The sequence below is a fragment of the Aquibium sp. ELW1220 genome (assembly GCF_030398385.1).
Classification (GTDB): domain Bacteria; phylum Pseudomonadota; class Alphaproteobacteria; order Rhizobiales; family Rhizobiaceae; genus Aquibium.
The window spans coordinates 93,938-109,597 of the sequence record NZ_JAOAOQ010000008.1; the positions used below are offsets into that span (position 1 = coordinate 93,938).

Annotated in this window: 15 protein-coding genes; 9 read left to right on the forward strand and 6 right to left on the reverse strand. The window is 67.9% G+C overall.

Annotated features, from left to right (window positions below; translation table 11 throughout):
* Positions 1-9: 9 nt before the first annotated feature.
* From N1F91_RS10140 to N1F91_RS10150, 3 genes are read right to left on the reverse strand one after another with little or no spacing between them, the layout of a single operon-like run.
* Positions 10-1,392, reverse strand: a complete 1,383-nt coding sequence (locus N1F91_RS10140) for an aspartate aminotransferase family protein (protein ID WP_289991851.1) — start codon at positions 1,390-1,392, stop codon at positions 10-12.
* Positions 1,393-1,438: 46 nt separating this feature from the next.
* On the reverse strand, positions 1,439-1,600 hold the full coding sequence (locus tag N1F91_RS10145; RefSeq protein WP_289991852.1) for a capsid protein: 162 nt from the start codon (positions 1,598-1,600) through the stop codon (positions 1,439-1,441).
* Between the two features lie 39 nt (positions 1,601-1,639).
* Positions 1,640-2,815: an MFS transporter gene (locus N1F91_RS10150; protein WP_289991853.1), complete on the reverse strand. Its 1,176-nt coding sequence runs from the start codon at positions 2,813-2,815 to the stop codon at positions 1,640-1,642.
* Positions 2,816-3,020: 205 nt separating this feature from the next.
* Between N1F91_RS10150 and N1F91_RS10155 the strand changes: the two genes are divergently transcribed.
* The 5 genes from N1F91_RS10155 (at position 3,021) to N1F91_RS10175 (ending at position 10,285) form a co-directional block, all read left to right on the forward strand.
* Entirely contained in the window at positions 3,021-4,601 is a 1,581-nt protein-coding gene (locus N1F91_RS10155; RefSeq protein ID WP_289991854.1) for a trimethylamine methyltransferase family protein, read from the forward strand.
* Between the two features lie 131 nt (positions 4,602-4,732).
* A complete protein-coding gene (locus N1F91_RS10160) occupies positions 4,733-5,206 on the forward strand; it encodes a DUF559 domain-containing protein (RefSeq protein WP_289991856.1) in 474 nt (157 codons plus the stop codon).
* Positions 5,203-7,776 (forward strand): FAD-dependent oxidoreductase, encoded by a 2,574-nt coding sequence (locus N1F91_RS10165; RefSeq protein ID WP_289991858.1) that lies wholly within the window; start codon positions 5,203-5,205, stop codon positions 7,774-7,776. The genes N1F91_RS10160 and N1F91_RS10165 overlap by 4 nt, the downstream gene beginning before the upstream one ends.
* 241 nt (positions 7,777-8,017) lie before the next feature.
* Positions 8,018-8,845, forward strand: coding sequence for an NYN domain-containing protein (locus tag N1F91_RS10170; RefSeq protein ID WP_289991859.1), 828 nt, complete (start codon positions 8,018-8,020; stop codon positions 8,843-8,845).
* 57 nt (positions 8,846-8,902) lie between these two features.
* Positions 8,903-10,285 carry a Xaa-Pro peptidase family protein gene (locus N1F91_RS10175; protein WP_289991860.1) on the forward strand — a complete coding sequence of 461 codons (1,383 nt, stop codon included), beginning with the start codon at positions 8,903-8,905 and terminating at the stop codon, positions 10,283-10,285.
* A 30-nt stretch (positions 10,286-10,315) separates the two neighbouring features.
* On the opposite strand, the gene N1F91_RS10180 is transcribed toward N1F91_RS10175, so the two are convergent.
* The 3 genes from N1F91_RS10180 to N1F91_RS10190 all read right to left on the reverse strand — a co-directional run bounded on the left by N1F91_RS10180 (position 10,316) and on the right by N1F91_RS10190 (position 12,563).
* Positions 10,316-10,456 carry a hypothetical protein gene (locus N1F91_RS10180; protein WP_289991863.1) on the reverse strand — a complete coding sequence of 47 codons (141 nt, stop codon included), beginning with the start codon at positions 10,454-10,456 and terminating at the stop codon, positions 10,316-10,318.
* Between the two features lie 185 nt (positions 10,457-10,641).
* Positions 10,642-11,475 carry a PhnD/SsuA/transferrin family substrate-binding protein gene (locus N1F91_RS10185; protein ID WP_289991864.1) on the reverse strand — a complete coding sequence of 278 codons (834 nt, stop codon included), beginning with the start codon at positions 11,473-11,475 and terminating at the stop codon, positions 10,642-10,644.
* A gap of 77 nt (positions 11,476-11,552) precedes the next feature.
* Positions 11,553-12,563 carry a fatty acid desaturase gene (locus N1F91_RS10190; RefSeq protein WP_289991865.1) on the reverse strand — a complete coding sequence of 337 codons (1,011 nt, stop codon included), beginning with the start codon at positions 12,561-12,563 and terminating at the stop codon, positions 11,553-11,555.
* Positions 12,564-12,715: 152 nt separating this feature from the next.
* On the opposite strand from N1F91_RS10190, the gene N1F91_RS10195 reads away from it, so the two are divergent.
* From N1F91_RS10195 to N1F91_RS10210, 4 genes are all read left to right on the forward strand, one after another.
* A complete protein-coding gene (locus N1F91_RS10195) occupies positions 12,716-13,561 on the forward strand; it encodes a helix-turn-helix transcriptional regulator (protein WP_289991866.1) in 846 nt (281 codons plus the stop codon).
* Between the two features lie 60 nt (positions 13,562-13,621).
* On the forward strand, positions 13,622-14,641 hold the full coding sequence (gene bmt / locus N1F91_RS10200; RefSeq protein ID WP_289991867.1) for a betaine--homocysteine S-methyltransferase: 1,020 nt from the start codon (positions 13,622-13,624) through the stop codon (positions 14,639-14,641).
* Between the two features lie 89 nt (positions 14,642-14,730).
* Complete coding sequence (locus N1F91_RS10205; RefSeq protein ID WP_289991868.1) at positions 14,731-15,252, forward strand: hypothetical protein; 522 nt, start codon at positions 14,731-14,733, stop codon at positions 15,250-15,252.
* Between the two features lie 30 nt (positions 15,253-15,282).
* Positions 15,283-15,633: a hypothetical protein gene (locus N1F91_RS10210; protein ID WP_289991869.1), complete on the forward strand. Its 351-nt coding sequence runs from the start codon at positions 15,283-15,285 to the stop codon at positions 15,631-15,633.
* The last annotated feature ends 27 nt before the right edge of the window (positions 15,634-15,660 follow it).

Consider the following 15,660-nt stretch of genomic DNA (forward strand, 5'->3'; position numbering starts at 1 on the left):
GGCTGGCCGCTAGGCCGCGTTGCGAAGATCCTCCTTCGCCGCATCCAGCGCCTTGACGATGCGGTCGCAGGCCATGTCGATCGTGTCCTTCGTCCAGATCAGCGGCGGCGACAGGATCATGGTGTCACCGGTGGCGCGCAGCATCATGCCGTTGGCGATGGCATGGTCCCGCACCAGCACGGCGGCCGATCCGGCCGGCTGGAAGCGCCGGCGGGTCGCCTTGTCCTTGACGATCTCGATCGCGCCGAGGAAGCCGAACGTACGCACCTCGCCGACGAGGTCGTGGCCCTCGATGCGCTCCTTCAGCGATTTCGCGAGATAGGGGCCGGTCTCGTCGCGGACGCGCTCGATCATGCCCTCGCGCTCGATGATCTCCAGGTTCTTCAGCGCCACCGCGCAGGCCACCGGGTGCCCCGAATAGGTGTAGCCGTGGTAGAACTCGCCGCCCTTGCCCACGATCGTCGCCGCCAGCCGATCGGAGACGAACAGCGCCGACAGCGGCTGGTAGCCGGAGGTGAGCGCCTTGGCCGTCGTGATCGTGTCGGCCTCGATGCCCATCGACTGCGCCGCGAACCAGTCGCCGGTGCGGCCATAGCCGGTGATGACCTCGTCGAGCATCAGGAGCACGTCGTACTTGCGGCAGATGCGCTGGATCTCCGGCCAATAGCTCGCCGGCGGAATCTTGACCCCGCCCGCGCCCTGCACCGGCTCGCCGATGAAGGCCGCGACGTTTTCAGGTCCTGCGCGCAGGATCTCGTCCTCGACGGCCTTGGCCGCGCGCAGGCCGAAATCGTGGTCGCTCTCGCCGGGATGCGCCAGCTCGTAGGCATAGGGCATCATCACATGGGCGATGTTGGGCACCCCGCCGCCCAGCTGGTCGTGCATGCCCTGCATGCCGCCGAGCGATGCGCCGGTGATGGTCGAGCCGTGATAGGCCATGTGGCGCGAGATGACGCGGTTCTTCTGCGGCTTGCCTTCCAGCATCCAGTACCAGCGCACCAGACGCAGCGCGGTGTCGTTGGCCTCCGAGCCGGAGGAGCCGTAGAACACCTGGTTCATGTTCGACGGCGCGATCTCGGCCAGCTTCTGCGACAAGAGGATCGGCGTCGGCGTCGAGCAGCGGAAGAAGGAGTTGTAGTAGGGCAGCTCCTTCATCTGCGCGTAGGCCGCCTCGGCCAGCTCGTCGCGGCCGTAGCCGATCGCCACGCACCACAGCCCGGCCATGCCGTCGAGGATCTCGTTGCCCGAGGCGTCGTAGATGAACGGCCCCTTGGCATGGGTGATGACGCGCGAACCGGCGTCGCGCAGGTCCTTGTGGTCGGTAAAGGGATGCAGGTGATGCGCGGCGTCGATCTGCTGGAGCTGCGCCAGCGAGTAGTTCTGGTAGGTCATGATCTCGGTCTCCGATGAAAACAGTCCGGCAGCGCCGGAGGCGGATTCAGCGGGAGACCGGCGGCGAATAGCCGATGCGGGCGCACAGCCGCAGCAACTCGGCATGCAGGGTCCGCCGCGACGGTGTCACGGCGATCGGCTGCTTCCTGCTGGTGCGGGCCGAAAGAGGCATGCGCGCAGTGTAGACGAGGCCGGGCTCGCGGTTCAAGCGGCGTTGCGCACGGCGATGTCGAGTCGACGGTCCCGCTCAGCCGCCGCCGCGCCGCCTCACCTTCTCGCGGTACAGCGCGAATGCCACCAGCGCCACGCACATGGCCACCATCACGACGGGCAGTCCCTGCGGGCCGAAGGCCTGGATGGCGAAGCCTGCGCCCGGCGGTCCGGCGATGCCGCCGACGCCCCACATCACGGCGAAGGCCGCGTTGCCGGCCACGAGTGCGGAGCCGGTGAAGCGGTTGCCGAGCTCGATCAGCGCCATGGTGTAGATGCCGTAGCCGGTGGCGCCGACGACGAAGAGCAGCGGCCAGATCGCGATCGTCTGGATCAGCAGCGGCATCATGGCCGCGCCCGCCGCGCTGATTGCCGCGCAGGCGATCAGGAGCAGGCGCGGGCTGATCCGTTCGGCGAGCAGGCCGAGCGGCAGCTGCAGCACGATGTTGCCGGAAATCATCACGGTCAGCAGCGCCGACATGGTGACGGCGGCGATGCCGTAGGCCGCGCCATAGACCGGCAGCAGCGAGAGAACCGACTGTTCGAAGGCCGCCGCCACGGCGGTGGCCATCAGCAGTGCGGGCGCGAGATGCAGGAAGTCCTTCAGCGGCACGGCCGCATGGTCGTCCAGCATGGTGGGCAGGCGCGGTCCGATGACGAGCAGGATGACGACGCAGGCGAGGAACGCCGCGATGCCGATGCCGAACGGCGCCCAGCCGGCCGTGCCGACCAGATAGAGCGTCAGCGGCCCGCCGGCGAAGCCCGCCCCGACGATGGCGGTGTAGAGCCCCATGATCCGGCCGCGCTTGGCGGCGGGCGCGAGCGAGATCATCCAGACTTCCGACAGGACGTAGAGCGGGTCGATCGCCACGCCGATCAGGAAGCGCAGCAGGAACCAGGCCCAGCCGTTCTGCAGCCAGCCGACGAGGAACAGAAGCACCGAGGCTGTCATGGCGCAGGCGATCGCCAGCCGGGGCCCGCCGACCAGCCGCGTCAGCCGGGGCACGAAGGGCGCCGAGGCGATGATGCCGAGCGGAGTCATCGCCGCCGAGAGGCCGATCAGGGCCGGCGGCATCCCCTGCTCCTGCATCAGGAAGGTGAACAGCGGATAGGACAGGCCCTGCGCCAGCGCAAACACCGTCACCGTGGCGGTGACGCCGGCAAGGGCAGCGACCGGCAGCGGCGCGGAACGAGATGGCGCGGTGGTGACCATGGCGCGGCCCTAACCCGTGCCGACGGTCTCCGTCGAGAGCCAGCGTCCGGGCGACGGTCGGCCAGCCATCCCGCCTGCGGCGTGCAAAGGCTGCGACGAGGGCATGTCGCATCCCTTGCCCTTCTGGTCGCCGCCTCCGCTATCGTCGGCACCCTGCGCCGCCAATATGGCCCGCAATGAAACCGACCTTCCCGCGGGGACGCGCATGACCGACGACATTCCGGCTCTGGAGCCCGCGCCCGGTGCGGATCGCGCGCGACGCGGCGGCGGTCGGGCGGGCAAGCGCGCCGGCGGATCGGCGACCTTCGAGCAGCCGCCCTTCCGGCGCCTGAAACGTCCCTTCCCGCCGACCAACATCGTCTCGGAGGACCAGCTCGAGTCGATCCACCTCGCCTCGCTGCGGGTCCTGTCGGAGATCGGCCTCGACGTGTTGCACGAGGGCGCGCGCCGCATCATGAAGGACGCCGGTGCCGACGTGCGCGACGGCTCCGAGCGCGTGCGCTTCGACCCGGCCCTGATCCTCGACTGGGTGTCGCACGCGCCGTCGGAATACCGGATCCACGCCCGCAACCGCGATCATTCGATCGACTTCGGCGGCGACAACCTCGTCTTCGCGCAGGTGGCGTCGGCCCCCAACTGCTCCGACCTCGACAATGGCCGCCGGCCCGGCAATCGCACCGACTTCCGCAACCTCGTGAAGCTCGCCCAGATGCACAACGTCATCTCGGCCACCGGCGGCTATCCGGTCGAACCCATCGACATCCACCCGTCGATCCGCCACCTCGAATGCATCCGCGACCTCGTCTCGCTGACCGACAAGGCCTTCCACATCTATTCGCTCGGCCGCGAGCGCAATCTCGACGGCATCGAGATCGGCCGCATCGCCAACGGCCTGACCCACGACCAGCTGCTCGAGACGCCGGTCTGCTACACCATCATCAACACCAACTCGCCGCTGAAGCTCGACGTGCCGATGATGGAGGGCATCATCCAGATGTCGTCGCACGGCCAGGTCGTCATCGTCACGCCGTTCACGCTCGCCGGCGCCATGGCGCCGGTCACGGTCGCCGGCGCCGTCGTGCAGCAGAACGCCGAGGCGCTGGCCGGCATCGCCTTCACCCAGATGGTGCGCAAGGGCGCGCCGGTCGGCTATGGCGGCTTCACCTCCAACGTCGACATGAAGTCGGGCGCGCCGGCCTTCGGCACGCCCGAATACATGAAGGCGCAGATGCTGGGCGGGCAGCTCGCGCGGAAGTACCGCATCCCCTACCGCACCTCCAACACCTGCGCGGCCAATGCCGTCGATGCCCAGGCTGCCTATGAAAGCGTGTTCTCGCTCTGGGGCGCGGTCCAGGGCGGCGGCAATTTCGTGCTGCACGCGGCGGGCTGGCTCGAAGGCGGGCTGCGCGCCTCCTTCGAGAAGACCATCCTCGACATCGACCTCCTGCAGATGGTGAGCGAGATGCTGACGCCGCTCGACCTGTCGGAAGACGCACTCGCCATCGAGGCGATCCGCGACGTCGGTCCCGGCGGCCACTTCTTCGGCACCCAGCACACCCAGGACCGGTACAAGACCGCCTTCTATGCGCCGATCCTCTCCGACTGGCGCAACTTCGAGACCTGGGCCGAGGCCGGATCGCCCACCGCCTACGAAAAGGCCAACCGCATCTGGAAGGAGCGCCTGGCCACCTACGAACGCCCGCCCATGGACCCCGCCATCGAGGAAGAACTCAACGCCTTCGTCGACAAGCGCATCGCCGAGGGCGGCGCGCCGACGGATTTCTGAGAGGACGGCTCTTGGAGCAGAAATCCCCCCCCTCCGTCGTCGCTTCGCGACGCCACCTCCCCCCACTGCGTGGGGTGGAGGACGGCCGCCAGGCCGGAGCCCCGTCCTCTCCACCCGGAACGGGGGGAGAGGTGGCGCCGCGAAGCGGCGACGGAGAGGGGGAAACGGCCTCGCGCTCCCGGCGCAAGCCCGGCTCCACCGACCGCGCCCGCACCATGCGGCAGGACGGCACCCGGGAAGAGGCGCTGCTCTGGATCGAACTCAAGGCAAGGCGTCTCGGAGGGTTTCACTTCGTCCGCCAACTGCCGATCGGACCCTACATCGCCGACTTCGCCTGTCGCAAAGCAAGGCTGATCGTCGAGGTCGACGGCAGCCAGCATGCCAATAGCGGGCACGATCAGCGCCGCGACGACTATCTCCGCCGCGAGGGATGGTCGACGATCAGGTTCTGGAACGAAGACATCGTCCGCCACCGCACCTCCGTCTTCGAAACCATCCGGGCCGCGCTCGACGGCCGCCTTTCCGAAAACGTCGTCGCGGAAGATCTGCGCTTCGTGTTCGCCTCGTCTGAACCCACGTCCAAACGCACGGAACTCACCACATGAAATCCCACGTCAAGGCAGTTGTCATCGGTGGCGGCGTCGTCGGCTGTTCGGTGCTCTATCACCTGGCCAAGGCCGGCTGGACCGACATCATGCTGATCGAGCGCTCGGAGCTGACCTCCGGCTCGACCTGGCATGCGGCGGGCGGCTTCCACACGCTGAACGGCGATCCCAACGTCGCCAAGCTGCAGGCCTACACGATCTCGCTCTACGAGGAGTTGGAGAAGCTGACCGGACAGGCCTGCGGGCTGCATCTGGTCGGCGGCTTCCAGATGGCCGACACGCCCGAACGCATGGACTTCCTGCGCCTCGTCCATGCCAAGTGCCGCTATCTCGGCATGGACACCGAACTCGTCACGCCGTCGGAGGCCAAGGCGATGTTCCCGATCATGGACGAGAGCAATTTCGTCGGCGCCCTGTGGGACCCGATCGAGGGCCATCTCGACCCGTCGGGCACCACCCACGCCTATGCCAAGGCGGCTAAGATGCTGGGGGCCGAGATCGTCCTGCGCAACCCGGTCAAGGAGCTGACGCAGGATCCCGACGGCACCTGGAACGTGATCACCGTCAACGGCACGGTGAAGTGCGAACACGTCGTCAATGCGGGCGGGTTGTGGGCGCGCGAGATCGGCCGCATGGTCGGCGTCGAGCTGCCGGTGCTGGCCATGGAACACATGTATCTCCTCACCGAGGACATGCCCGAGGTCATGGAGTACAACCAGTCGTCCGGCCGCGAACTCTGCCACGTCATCGACTTCAAGGGCGAGATCTACACCCGCCAGGAGCGGCAGGGTATGCTGCTCGGAACCTACGAGAAGGCCTGCAAGCCATGGTCGCCGGTCAACACGCCGTGGGATTTCGGCCATGAACTGCTGCAGCCCGACATCGACCGCATTGCGCCCTCGCTCGAGGTCGGCTTCCGCCACTTCCCGGCGATCGAGAAGGCCGGCATCAAGCAGATCATCAACGGCCCCTTCACCTTCGCCCCCGACGGCAACCCGCTCGTCGGCCCCGTCCAGGGCCTGACCAATTTCTGGTCGGCCTGCGCCGTCATGGCGGGCTTTTCCCAGGGCGGCGGCGTCGGTCTCGCGCTGTCGAACTGGATGGTCAACGGCGATCCCGGCTTCGACGTCTGGGGCATGGACGTCGCCCGCTTCGGCGAATGGGCCGGCCTGCGCTACACCAATGCCAAGGTGCGCGAGAACTATTCGCGCCGCTTCTCGATCCGCTTCCCCAACGAGGAGCTGCCGGCCGCGCGCCCGGCGCAGACCACGCCGCTCTACGACACCATGCTGGCGCAGAACGCCGTCATGGGCGATTCGTGGGGCCTGGAGACGCCGCTGTGGTTCGCGCCCGCGGGCACCGAGCCGAAGGACATCGTCTCCTTCCACCGCTCCAATGATTTCGAGCACGTCGGCGCGGAAGTTCGCGCAACACGCGAGCGCGTCGGCGTCACCGAGATCGCCAATTTCGCCAAGTACGAGGTGTCGGGCGCGGGCACCGAGGCCTTCCTCAACCGGCTGATGACCAACCGCATGCCGAAGACGGGCCGCATCGTGCTCACGCCGATGCTCAACGAGAACGGCAAGCTGATCGGCGACTTCACGATCGCCAATGCAGGTTCCGAGCGCTTCATGATCTGGGGCTCGTCGGCAGCGCAGAAGTATCACATGCGCTGGTTCGAGCAGCATTTGCCGACCGACGGGTCCATCCGCATCCACCGCTTCGACCAGACGCTGGTCGGCCTGTCGATCGCCGGACCGAAGAGCCAGGCGCTGCTCGCCAAGCTCGTCGACGTCGACGTGTCGAGCGCGGCCTTCCGCTTCATGGATTTCCGCGAGATGGCGGTCGGCGGCGCGCCCTGCATGGTCAACCGCATCACCTACACCGGCGACCTCGGCTACGAGATCTGGATGGCGCCCGCCTATGAGCGGCTCGTCTACGCGGCCATCAAGGAAGCGGGAGCCGAGTTCGGCATCGTGGATTTCGGCATGCGGGCGCTTCTGTCGATGCGTCTCGAGAAGAACTTCCCGACCTGGTACCGCGAACTGCGTCCCATCTACGGCCCCTTCGAGGGCGGCATGGAGCGCTTCGTCAAGCTGGAGAAGAACGACTTCATCGGCCGCGAAGCCGCCGCGAGGGAGAAGGCCGACGGCCCGAAGCTGCGCCGCGTCTCGCTGGTGGTCGACGCTGTCGACGCCGACGTGATGGGCGACGAGCCGATCTGGGCGAAGATCGGCGACACCGACCACGGCACCGTCACCGGCTCCGACGGCCACGGCCCCAGGCGCTACGGCAAGGACGGGCAGGTTGCCACGGGCTCCGAGGCCGACTACGGCGCGGCCTCGATCCGCGGCATCGCCGACGGCGAATGGCGGGTGGTCGGCTGGGTGACGTCGGGCGGCTATGCCCATTACGTGCAGAAATCGATGGCGCAGGGCTACGTGCCGGCAGCACTCTCGACGAACGAGAGCGAGGGCCTGTTCGAGATCGAGATCCTCGGCCGCCGCTGCGCCGCGCGCATCAATGTCGAGCCGCTGTTCGACCCGACCGGTGAGAAGATGCGGGGGTAGGCGAGCCGGCGGGAGGCTTCGGTCTCCCGCGCTTGCGATACGGCGCGGCGACGCGCGGGCAAGCAATGGCGATTGCAGCGGCGGAGGTCATCTGCGATGTAGGGGCGGGCTCGTCCCGCCCCCATTGGCCGCGCGTACGGTACCGGCAGGGCGGGCGGCCTTTCCCGCCCGGCTCACCGGGCCAACGAGCCGCGCAACGCCCGCATCGGGCGGCTGCCGCGACAGGAAGAACGGAAACGCCATGGCTTCCCCCGACCGCTCCCCCCGCCTCGCCGTCCTCATCGACGCCGACAACGCCTCCGCCAAGATTGCAGGCGGTCTCTTCGAGGAGATCGCCAAGATCGGCGAGGCGAGCGTCCGGCGCATCTACGGCGATTTTTCCAGCAGCCGCTCCAAGGCCTGGATCGACGTGCTGGCCAAGCACGCCATCGTGCCGCACCAGCAGTTCGCCTACACGACCGGCAAGAACGCATCCGACATCACGCTGGTCATCGACGCGATGGACCTCCTTCACACCGGCCGCTTCGACGGCTTCTGTCTGGTCTCGTCCGACAGCGATTTCACCCGGCTCGCCTCGCGCATCCGCGAGCAGGGCATCGACGTGTTCGGCTTCGGCGAACAGAAGACGCCGGAAAGCTTCCGCCAGGCCTGCCGCCGCTTCATCTACACCGAAAACCTCCTGCCCGGCGCGGCGGCCGACAGCACCGAGACCAGCGACGAGCGCCCGTCCGGCACGCTGCAGCCGCCGAGCAACGCCGTGCCGCTGATCCGCCGCGTGCTGGCCGAGATGGAAAGCGCCGACGGCTGGGCCTATCTCGGCGGCGTCGGCACCCAGCTCGTCAACCGCTACCCCGACTTCGACCCGCGCTCCTACGGCTTCCGCAAGCTGTCCGACCTCGTGCGCAAGACCGAGGCCTTCGACGTCGAGCAGGGCGAAGACCGGATGGTGCGCATCCGCCTGCGGAAGAAGGCGGCGGCGGAGGACGCCGTCCCGGTGAAGGAGAAGACCGGCGGCGGACGCCGGCGCGGCAAAGGCCAGAGCGCGGACAAGAAAGCCGCCGCAAAATAGGCCGGGCGGCGACAGGGCATCGGGAACGGGACAGCGAGGAGCCAGCGGGGGACGAGCATGACGGGCACGCTTTCGGGATCGACCTTCGGCCGTCATCGCAAGATCATGCCGTTCCATCCGGCGGTCGAACCCGGCGGCGGCGTCCGTGACGAGGCGACGCTGCGGCAGGCCTCGCGCGAGAAGGCCGCCGCGCTGAACAGCCACGTCCTCGGCTACGGCGCGCTGGCCGAGGCCGAGTGGGCGGCGGCCGGCATCGCCGCGCCCGACCAGCCGGCGATGCGCCGCTACCGGCTCGAGCGCATCCGCGCCGAGTTGAAGCGGCGCGACCTGGCCGGCGTCCTGCTCTACGATCCGGTCAACATCCGCTACGCCACCGATTCCACCAACATGCAGCTCTGGGTCGCCCACAACCCGACGCGGCACTGCTTCGTCGCCACCGAAGGCCCGGTGGTGCTGTTCGACTATTTTGCCTGCGAGCACCTGTCGGATCATGCGGGCACGGTCGACGAGGTGCGACCGGCAATATCGTGGATGTATCTCTATTCGGGCGACCTGACTGACCGGAAGGTGGAGCGCTGGGCGGCGGCCATCGCCGATCTGGTGCGCGAGCACGGCGGCGGCAATTCGCGGCTGGCCGTCGATCATCTCAACCCCGAGGGTGCGGCTGCGCTCTCCCGGCTCGGCGTTTCGATCCACAATGGCGAGGCGGTGATGGAAAATGCCCGCCTCATCAAGTCGGCCGACGAAATCCTCGCCATGCGCCGGGCGATCGTCGCCTGCGAGGCGGCGATGGGCGGGATGGAAGCCGCGCTGCGGCCGGGTCAATCGGAAAACGAGCTGTGGGCGGAACTGCACCGCGGCAACGTCGTGCGCGGCGGCGAGTGGATCGAGACGCGGCTGCTGTCGTCGGGCCCCCGCACCAATCCGTGGTTCCAGGAATGCTCGTCGCGCATCATCGAGGCCGGCGACCTCGTCGCCTTCGACACCGACCTGATCGGGCCCTACGGCTTCTGCGCCGACCTGTCGCGCACCTGGCTCTGCGGCGACGTTCGGCCGTCGAACGAGCAGCGCGCCCTGTTCCGGATTGCTGCGGCGCAGATCGCGGAGAACACGGCGCTCATGCAGCCCGGCATCTCGTTCCGCGACCTCGTGGAACGCTCGACCGTCCCGCCGGCCGATTGCTTCGCGACCCGCTACGGCGTGCTCTACCACGGCGTCGGGCTCGCAGACGAGTACCCGACCCTCCCGCATGCGGCCGACTGGACCGACGACACGCCGGATGGCGTGCTGGAATCCGGCATGGTGCTGTGCGTGGAAAGCTATATCGGCCGGCTCGGCGGCCATGAGGGCGTGAAGATCGAGGAGCAGATTCTCATCACCGCGACCGGCAACGAGAAGCTCTCCTCCTATCCACTCGACGAACGGCTGCTCGGCGCCTGAGCGCCGCGACAGCCTGCCCGGTCTCTGCCGTCAGCGGCGGTCGCGATCCTTGCGGATGCGCACCGGCACCGGGCGGGGACGGTTCTGCTGGACGATGGCATGCGCCACGACCGCGACCAGCGCGATCGACGAGCCCACGAGTGCGACGAGCCAGTACCCTTGTTCGACCATGGCGACATCTCCTTTGGACGAGGCAACGCCGCCCCTTCCGTCCCGTTCCATGACAGTGTGTGTCATATGTGAAGAATAGGTAAGCACGCCGCGGCGCGCGTCAACTGCGTCAGTGCGTCCACACGATTTCGTGCGATGACGCAGCGGAAGCAACCGTCCGCAAGGGGCGTCTCCCGGCCCAGCGTCTACGCGGCCGGTCTTCCGGCGGCCAGGGCCTGCCGCACCGCGTCGGCGATCGCCGGTACCGGATGACCCGGCGAGCGTGCGCAGATCAGCGGCAGCCCCAGCCGGCGCGCCGTCCATCCGGCGACCCGCAGCCGTGCCGTCTCCGGCTCGAAACGTTGCGCCAGAGCGAGGCTCCTGCAGTCAACCGCGCAGACATCCGCCCTGCCCTGCGCGACGGCCTGCATCGATGCCCTGTGGCCGCCTGTCGCCATCAGCCCGCCCAGCATCGCCACGTCCCCGCCCGCCGCGCGCAGGTCGGCTAAAAGCGCCAGCCAGCCCGACATCGAATGCTTCTCGTTGAAGGCCAGCCGCCGGCCGCGCATCGCCTCGAGCGGCAGGCGTGCGGTACCGTCGGGCGGCGGCGCGACATCGCTGGCCGGCGCGCCCGAATCGTCTGCGCGCATCAGGATGGCGCTCGAATAGAATACCTCCGCGCCGCCCGGAACATCCGAATAGTCCGGTTGCGCCACGACCCGCACGAGGTCGCGCAGCCCGGTCTCGTTCATCGGTCCCCAGCAGGTCTGGGCGAGAAGCAGGTCCGGGTGCCGCCACAGCGTCGGCAGGTCGAATTCGTCGGGCGGCAGCGTCGCGGGATCGGGCGCGACGACGGCGCCGGATGCATCGCGGATGCCGCCCGGCACGGCCGGCATGTCGCCATTGCGGCGGCAGAGCGCGTCGGGCGCTTCGATGCCCGCCGCCCGCAGCCGGTCGCGCATCGCCGCCCACAGGGCGTCGACCTCGGCGCGGGCCTCGGGCCAGTCGTACATGGGAAGGGCGGCAATGAGATCGCTCATCGCATCATCACGCCCGATCCGCGCCGGCGTGGCAAGCCCGGGCAACCACGGCGATCCTCGATCGCGCCTGGAACCGCTCAATCCTTCGATGGCTCGGTCGGCACCGGCGCCATGCCGCCGAGGCCTGCCACCGAGCGTCCCCGCACGCGGGGCCGGAAGGCGCGGCCGCCTTCCGGCGCGCGACGCAGCACGGGGTGCACCACCGGTTCCTTGGCGCGGAAGGCGTAGGTGGCGAGCAGCGCGCGGTAGTTGGGGAACACGTAGCCGCCGTTCATCTTCACCCATTCCTCCCGCCGCGCGGCAAACAGCGCCGGCAGCCGGTACCAGGCCACGTTCGGCATCTTGTGATGCACGAGGTGCAAATTGTTGTTGAGGAACAGGATCGACAGCGGCGAACGTTCGACGATGATGGTGCGGCCGTCGGGACGCTCCGACCACTGGTGCTCGGCATAGGTGCGCACCGAGATCAGCGCCTGGCCGAGCCAGACCGGGCCGATGACGTAGAGCCAGAGCGGGATGCCGAAACCGTAGTGGATGACCGGCAGGACGACGGCGAGCCCCAGCCCGTGCATGAGCCAGGCGCGGCCTATGACCCGGTCGCCGCCGAGGATCGCGCGGGCGTCCGCGATCAGGAAGCCGATCGAGCCGAGCCACGGGTTGAGCAGCATGCGGCCGAGCATGGTGTTGTTGATCGCCAGCAGCGCCCTCATCGCGCGCGGCAGCCGGTCGTGCTGCCAGAGCGCCCGGTAGTAGCTCTCGGGATCGTCGAAGGGATCGGTCAGCCGGTCGTCGGCGTGGTGGCGCAGATGCACCGTCTTGAACCGCCGGAAGGGCCAGACGAGGCCGACCGGCAGGGCGACGAGCAGTTCGTTCAGCCGCGCCGAGCGCGTCGGATGGCCGTGCGAGGCCTCGTGCATCAGCGACGACTGCAGCGCCAGCACGACGCCGAGTGCGGCGAGCGCCAGCAGCGGCCAGTCGGGCCAGACCCACAATCCCAGCGCCAGCCAGGCGCCGTAGCAGGCCGCGATCAGCGCGATCGTCGGCCATTCGATGCGCAGGAGGCCCCCGCCTCTCTCGCTGCTTCTCATGATTGTCAAGTTTCCCCGGGAATCAAGAAGTGGTGATCCTGACGGAATGTTGTCAGGAGCAGCCGCGCTCGACCATGTGCGTTTGCGCACGAAACGTTGACACTGCGCCGCGAAGGCTGCAAATGTTGTGTTTGGTAAACAGCGGAGGGCTTATGGTCGACAAACGCGACCTGTCGGATCTGTTCCGCGAGCGGCTGCGGGTGCTGCTCGCCCGATCGGGCAAGAACCAGTCGGCCTTCGCGGCCGATGTCGGCATCGACCGCTCGGCGCTGTCGCAGCTCCTTTCCGGCACCTCCACCCGCCTGCCCCGCGCCGAGACGCTGATGAACATCGCCGCCGAGCACCGCGTTTCGCTCGACTGGCTGATGGGGCTCAGCCAGGACGAGGGCCTGACCGGCGAGATGCGCGAGACCTTCGAGATGGAGGAAGCGACCGGCGGCTACGACGGCACGCCGCTCGCGCGCTGGCACACGGAAGCCGCGGGCACCAAGATCCGCTACGTGCCGGCCGGCATTCCCGACCTGCTGCGCACCGAGGCGCTGATCGATTTCGAGTCCGACGTGTCGCTGCGCAGCCGCGAGGTGCAGGCGGGCGAAACGCAGTACCGGATCGACTATACGCGCCGGCCCGAGACCGACATGGAAATCTGCATGCCGCGCCATACGCTGGAGATCTTCGCAGCCGGCATGGGTGTCTGGTCGGGCTTTCCCGCGGATGCGCGGCGCGCGCAGCTGCGCCACATGGCCGGTCTCCTCGACGAACTCTACCCCGCCGTGCGGCTCTACCTCTATGACGGGCGCCAGCGCTATTCGCTGCCCTACACGATCTTCGGCCCCTACCGCGCCGCGATCTATGCCGGCGACGTCTACCTCGTGCTCAACTCCATCGCCGCCATCCGGGCGCTGACGCGCCATTTCGACAATCTGATCCGCGGCGCGGTCGTCAACGCGCACGAGGCCGCGCGTTTTGCCGCGGAGATGGAACACGGCATCCGTTGACTGGATATAAAGATTTCTTTATATCATTATCCGAACTTCCCTCCGTCGGACGATACGCCCATGACCAATCCCATCGATGCCCTCCTCGCCGAAAAGGGCGTGCTTCTCGCCGACGGTGCCACGGGCACCAACCTCTTCGCGATGGGCCTGGAATCCGGCGAGGCGCCCGAACTCTGGAACGAGACGTCACCGGAGAAGATCGAAGCCCTGCACCGGGGCTTCGTCGAGGCCGGGGCCGACATCATCCTCACCAATTCCTTCGGCGGCACGCGCCACCGGCTGAAGCTGCACCATGCCCAGGACCGGGTGGCCGACCTGAACCGCCGCGCCGCCGAACTCGCCCGCAAGGTCGCAGACGCCGCCGGCCGCAAGGTCATCGTCGCCGGCTCCGTCGGCCCGACCGGGGAACTGCTGCAGCCGCTCGGCGCGATGACCTATGACGAGGCGGTCGACGCCTTCGCCGAGCAGATGGAGGGGCTGAAGGCCGGCGGTGCCGATGTCGCCTGGATCGAGACCATGTCGTCGCCGGACGAGATCCGCGCGGCCGCCGAGGCTGCCATCCGCGTCGGCCTGCCCTACACCGTCACCGCCTCCTTCGACACCGCCGGCCGGACGATGATGGGGCTCGCCCCGAAGGACATCCACGGCGTAGCCGAGGGCCTGGCGAGCCAGCCGGTCGGCATCGGCGCCAATTGCGGCGTCGGCGCCTCCGACATCCTGTCCTCGCTGTTCGACATGGCGGACGCCCGTCCCGACGCCACGCTCATCGTCAAGGGCAATTGCGGCATCCCCGAATTCCGCGGCACCGAGATCCACTATTCCGGCACGCCGGAGCTGATGGCCGATTACGTCCGCCTCGCCGTCGATGGCGGCGCGAAGATCATCGGCGGCTGCTGCGGCACCTCGTTTTCGCACCTCGCCGCCATGCGCGTCGCGCTCGACCACCATCACAAGGGCACCCGCCCGACGGTCGAGGACGTCGTCTCCCGCATCGGCCCGCTGCGCAACAAGGTGGCGAGCGAGAGCGGTGCCGGCACCGGCGGCGAAGGCCGCCGCGAAAGGCGCCGCGCGCGGGGCTGACGCAAGCATCGCGACGACTTGCATGTAACGTTGAAAATCAACTGTCGTTCATCTAAGCATACCTCCAGAGGTTCGTGGGGGAATCGCGTTTGGATGACGATCTCGACCTTCGTTTCGGTGTACTTCGCAGCCCTGAACGAATAATGCCCTGGGAACACGAGAGGGAACCGAACTCGCTCTGCACGCTCGACCCCGATCTTGCGGGACGGCTGAAGAACCTTGAGCAGTGCGTTCAGACGGCGCTCTTGAAGTTCGCCGCGACGACGCAGAACTTCCTGTGGGCTATCGACGCGGCGGGTAACGTTCTGGTGGCGGTTGAAGAGATCGGCGAGTTCGGCGACACGCCGAGCATGCGCGGCTACCCCAGACGTCGCGGGCTTCGCCATCCTGCGGAAGACCGGAAGCTGGGACATCCCACCCTTGTGAAGGGCGGGAGAGTCCGGATTGCCGGCGAACTGGCGCTGGACGAAGACGGCGACGGCGTGCACTGGGTCCTGAACGCCAATTCCGGACGTTACTGCAAGCAGAAGCCTCCCCAAAAGGCACAAGTCGATGCGGTTGCCAGGCTCTTCAGCGAGATCGGACTTGACGTGTCCGTGGACTATCTGTGATCAACATGCCGGACAAGATGGAGCAGAGCCGTGTCGAAAGGCCAGTCGCTCGAGAAAGAGCTTCAGCAGAGGCTAGCAAACTTCCGCCCGAGTGACCGCGATCGACTGAAACGGGCGCTCACCGGCGAGACCGATGCCACTGTGGCCGAGTCAGCCATCCGCGCTTTCGTCATAGGCTGGGAAGACAAGTCATGGGTCGAAGCCTATTCGATCGAAAGAATGGGCAAATGGCTTGCGGTGAACGCACCTGAAGCAACCGTGGGTCGTTTCGACCAATGGGCCCGCGAGCGTCAGACGATTGCGAGGAAGGCATTACGCGCCGGACTGAGGAAAGGCCGTGGCCTCTCGCTGGAAGACAGACAGTTGCTGATCTCGTCCTGACACGGTCCATCATCGCCTTGGCCGAGG

Coding starts and splice junctions, on each gene's coding strand:
- N1F91_RS10140 (WP_289991851.1), bottom strand. CDS start 1,392: ATGACCTACCAGAACTACTCGCTGGCGCAGCTCCAGCAGATCGACGCC.
- N1F91_RS10150 (WP_289991853.1), bottom strand. CDS start 2,815: ATGGTCACCACCGCGCCATCTCGTTCCGCGCCGCTGCCGGTCGCTGCC.
- N1F91_RS10155 (WP_289991854.1), top strand. CDS start 3,021: ATGACCGACGACATTCCGGCTCTGGAGCCCGCGCCCGGTGCGGATCGC.
- N1F91_RS10165 (WP_289991858.1), top strand. CDS start 5,203: ATGAAATCCCACGTCAAGGCAGTTGTCATCGGTGGCGGCGTCGTCGGC.
- N1F91_RS10170 (WP_289991859.1), top strand. CDS start 8,018: ATGGCTTCCCCCGACCGCTCCCCCCGCCTCGCCGTCCTCATCGACGCC.
- N1F91_RS10175 (WP_289991860.1), top strand. CDS start 8,903: ATGACGGGCACGCTTTCGGGATCGACCTTCGGCCGTCATCGCAAGATC.
- N1F91_RS10180 (WP_289991863.1), bottom strand. CDS start 10,456: ATGGTCGAACAAGGGTACTGGCTCGTCGCACTCGTGGGCTCGTCGATC.
- N1F91_RS10185 (WP_289991864.1), bottom strand. CDS start 11,475: ATGAGCGATCTCATTGCCGCCCTTCCCATGTACGACTGGCCCGAGGCC.
- N1F91_RS10190 (WP_289991865.1), bottom strand. CDS start 12,563: ATGAGAAGCAGCGAGAGAGGCGGGGGCCTCCTGCGCATCGAATGGCCG.
- N1F91_RS10195 (WP_289991866.1), top strand. CDS start 12,716: ATGGTCGACAAACGCGACCTGTCGGATCTGTTCCGCGAGCGGCTGCGG.
- bmt (WP_289991867.1), top strand. CDS start 13,622: ATGACCAATCCCATCGATGCCCTCCTCGCCGAAAAGGGCGTGCTTCTC.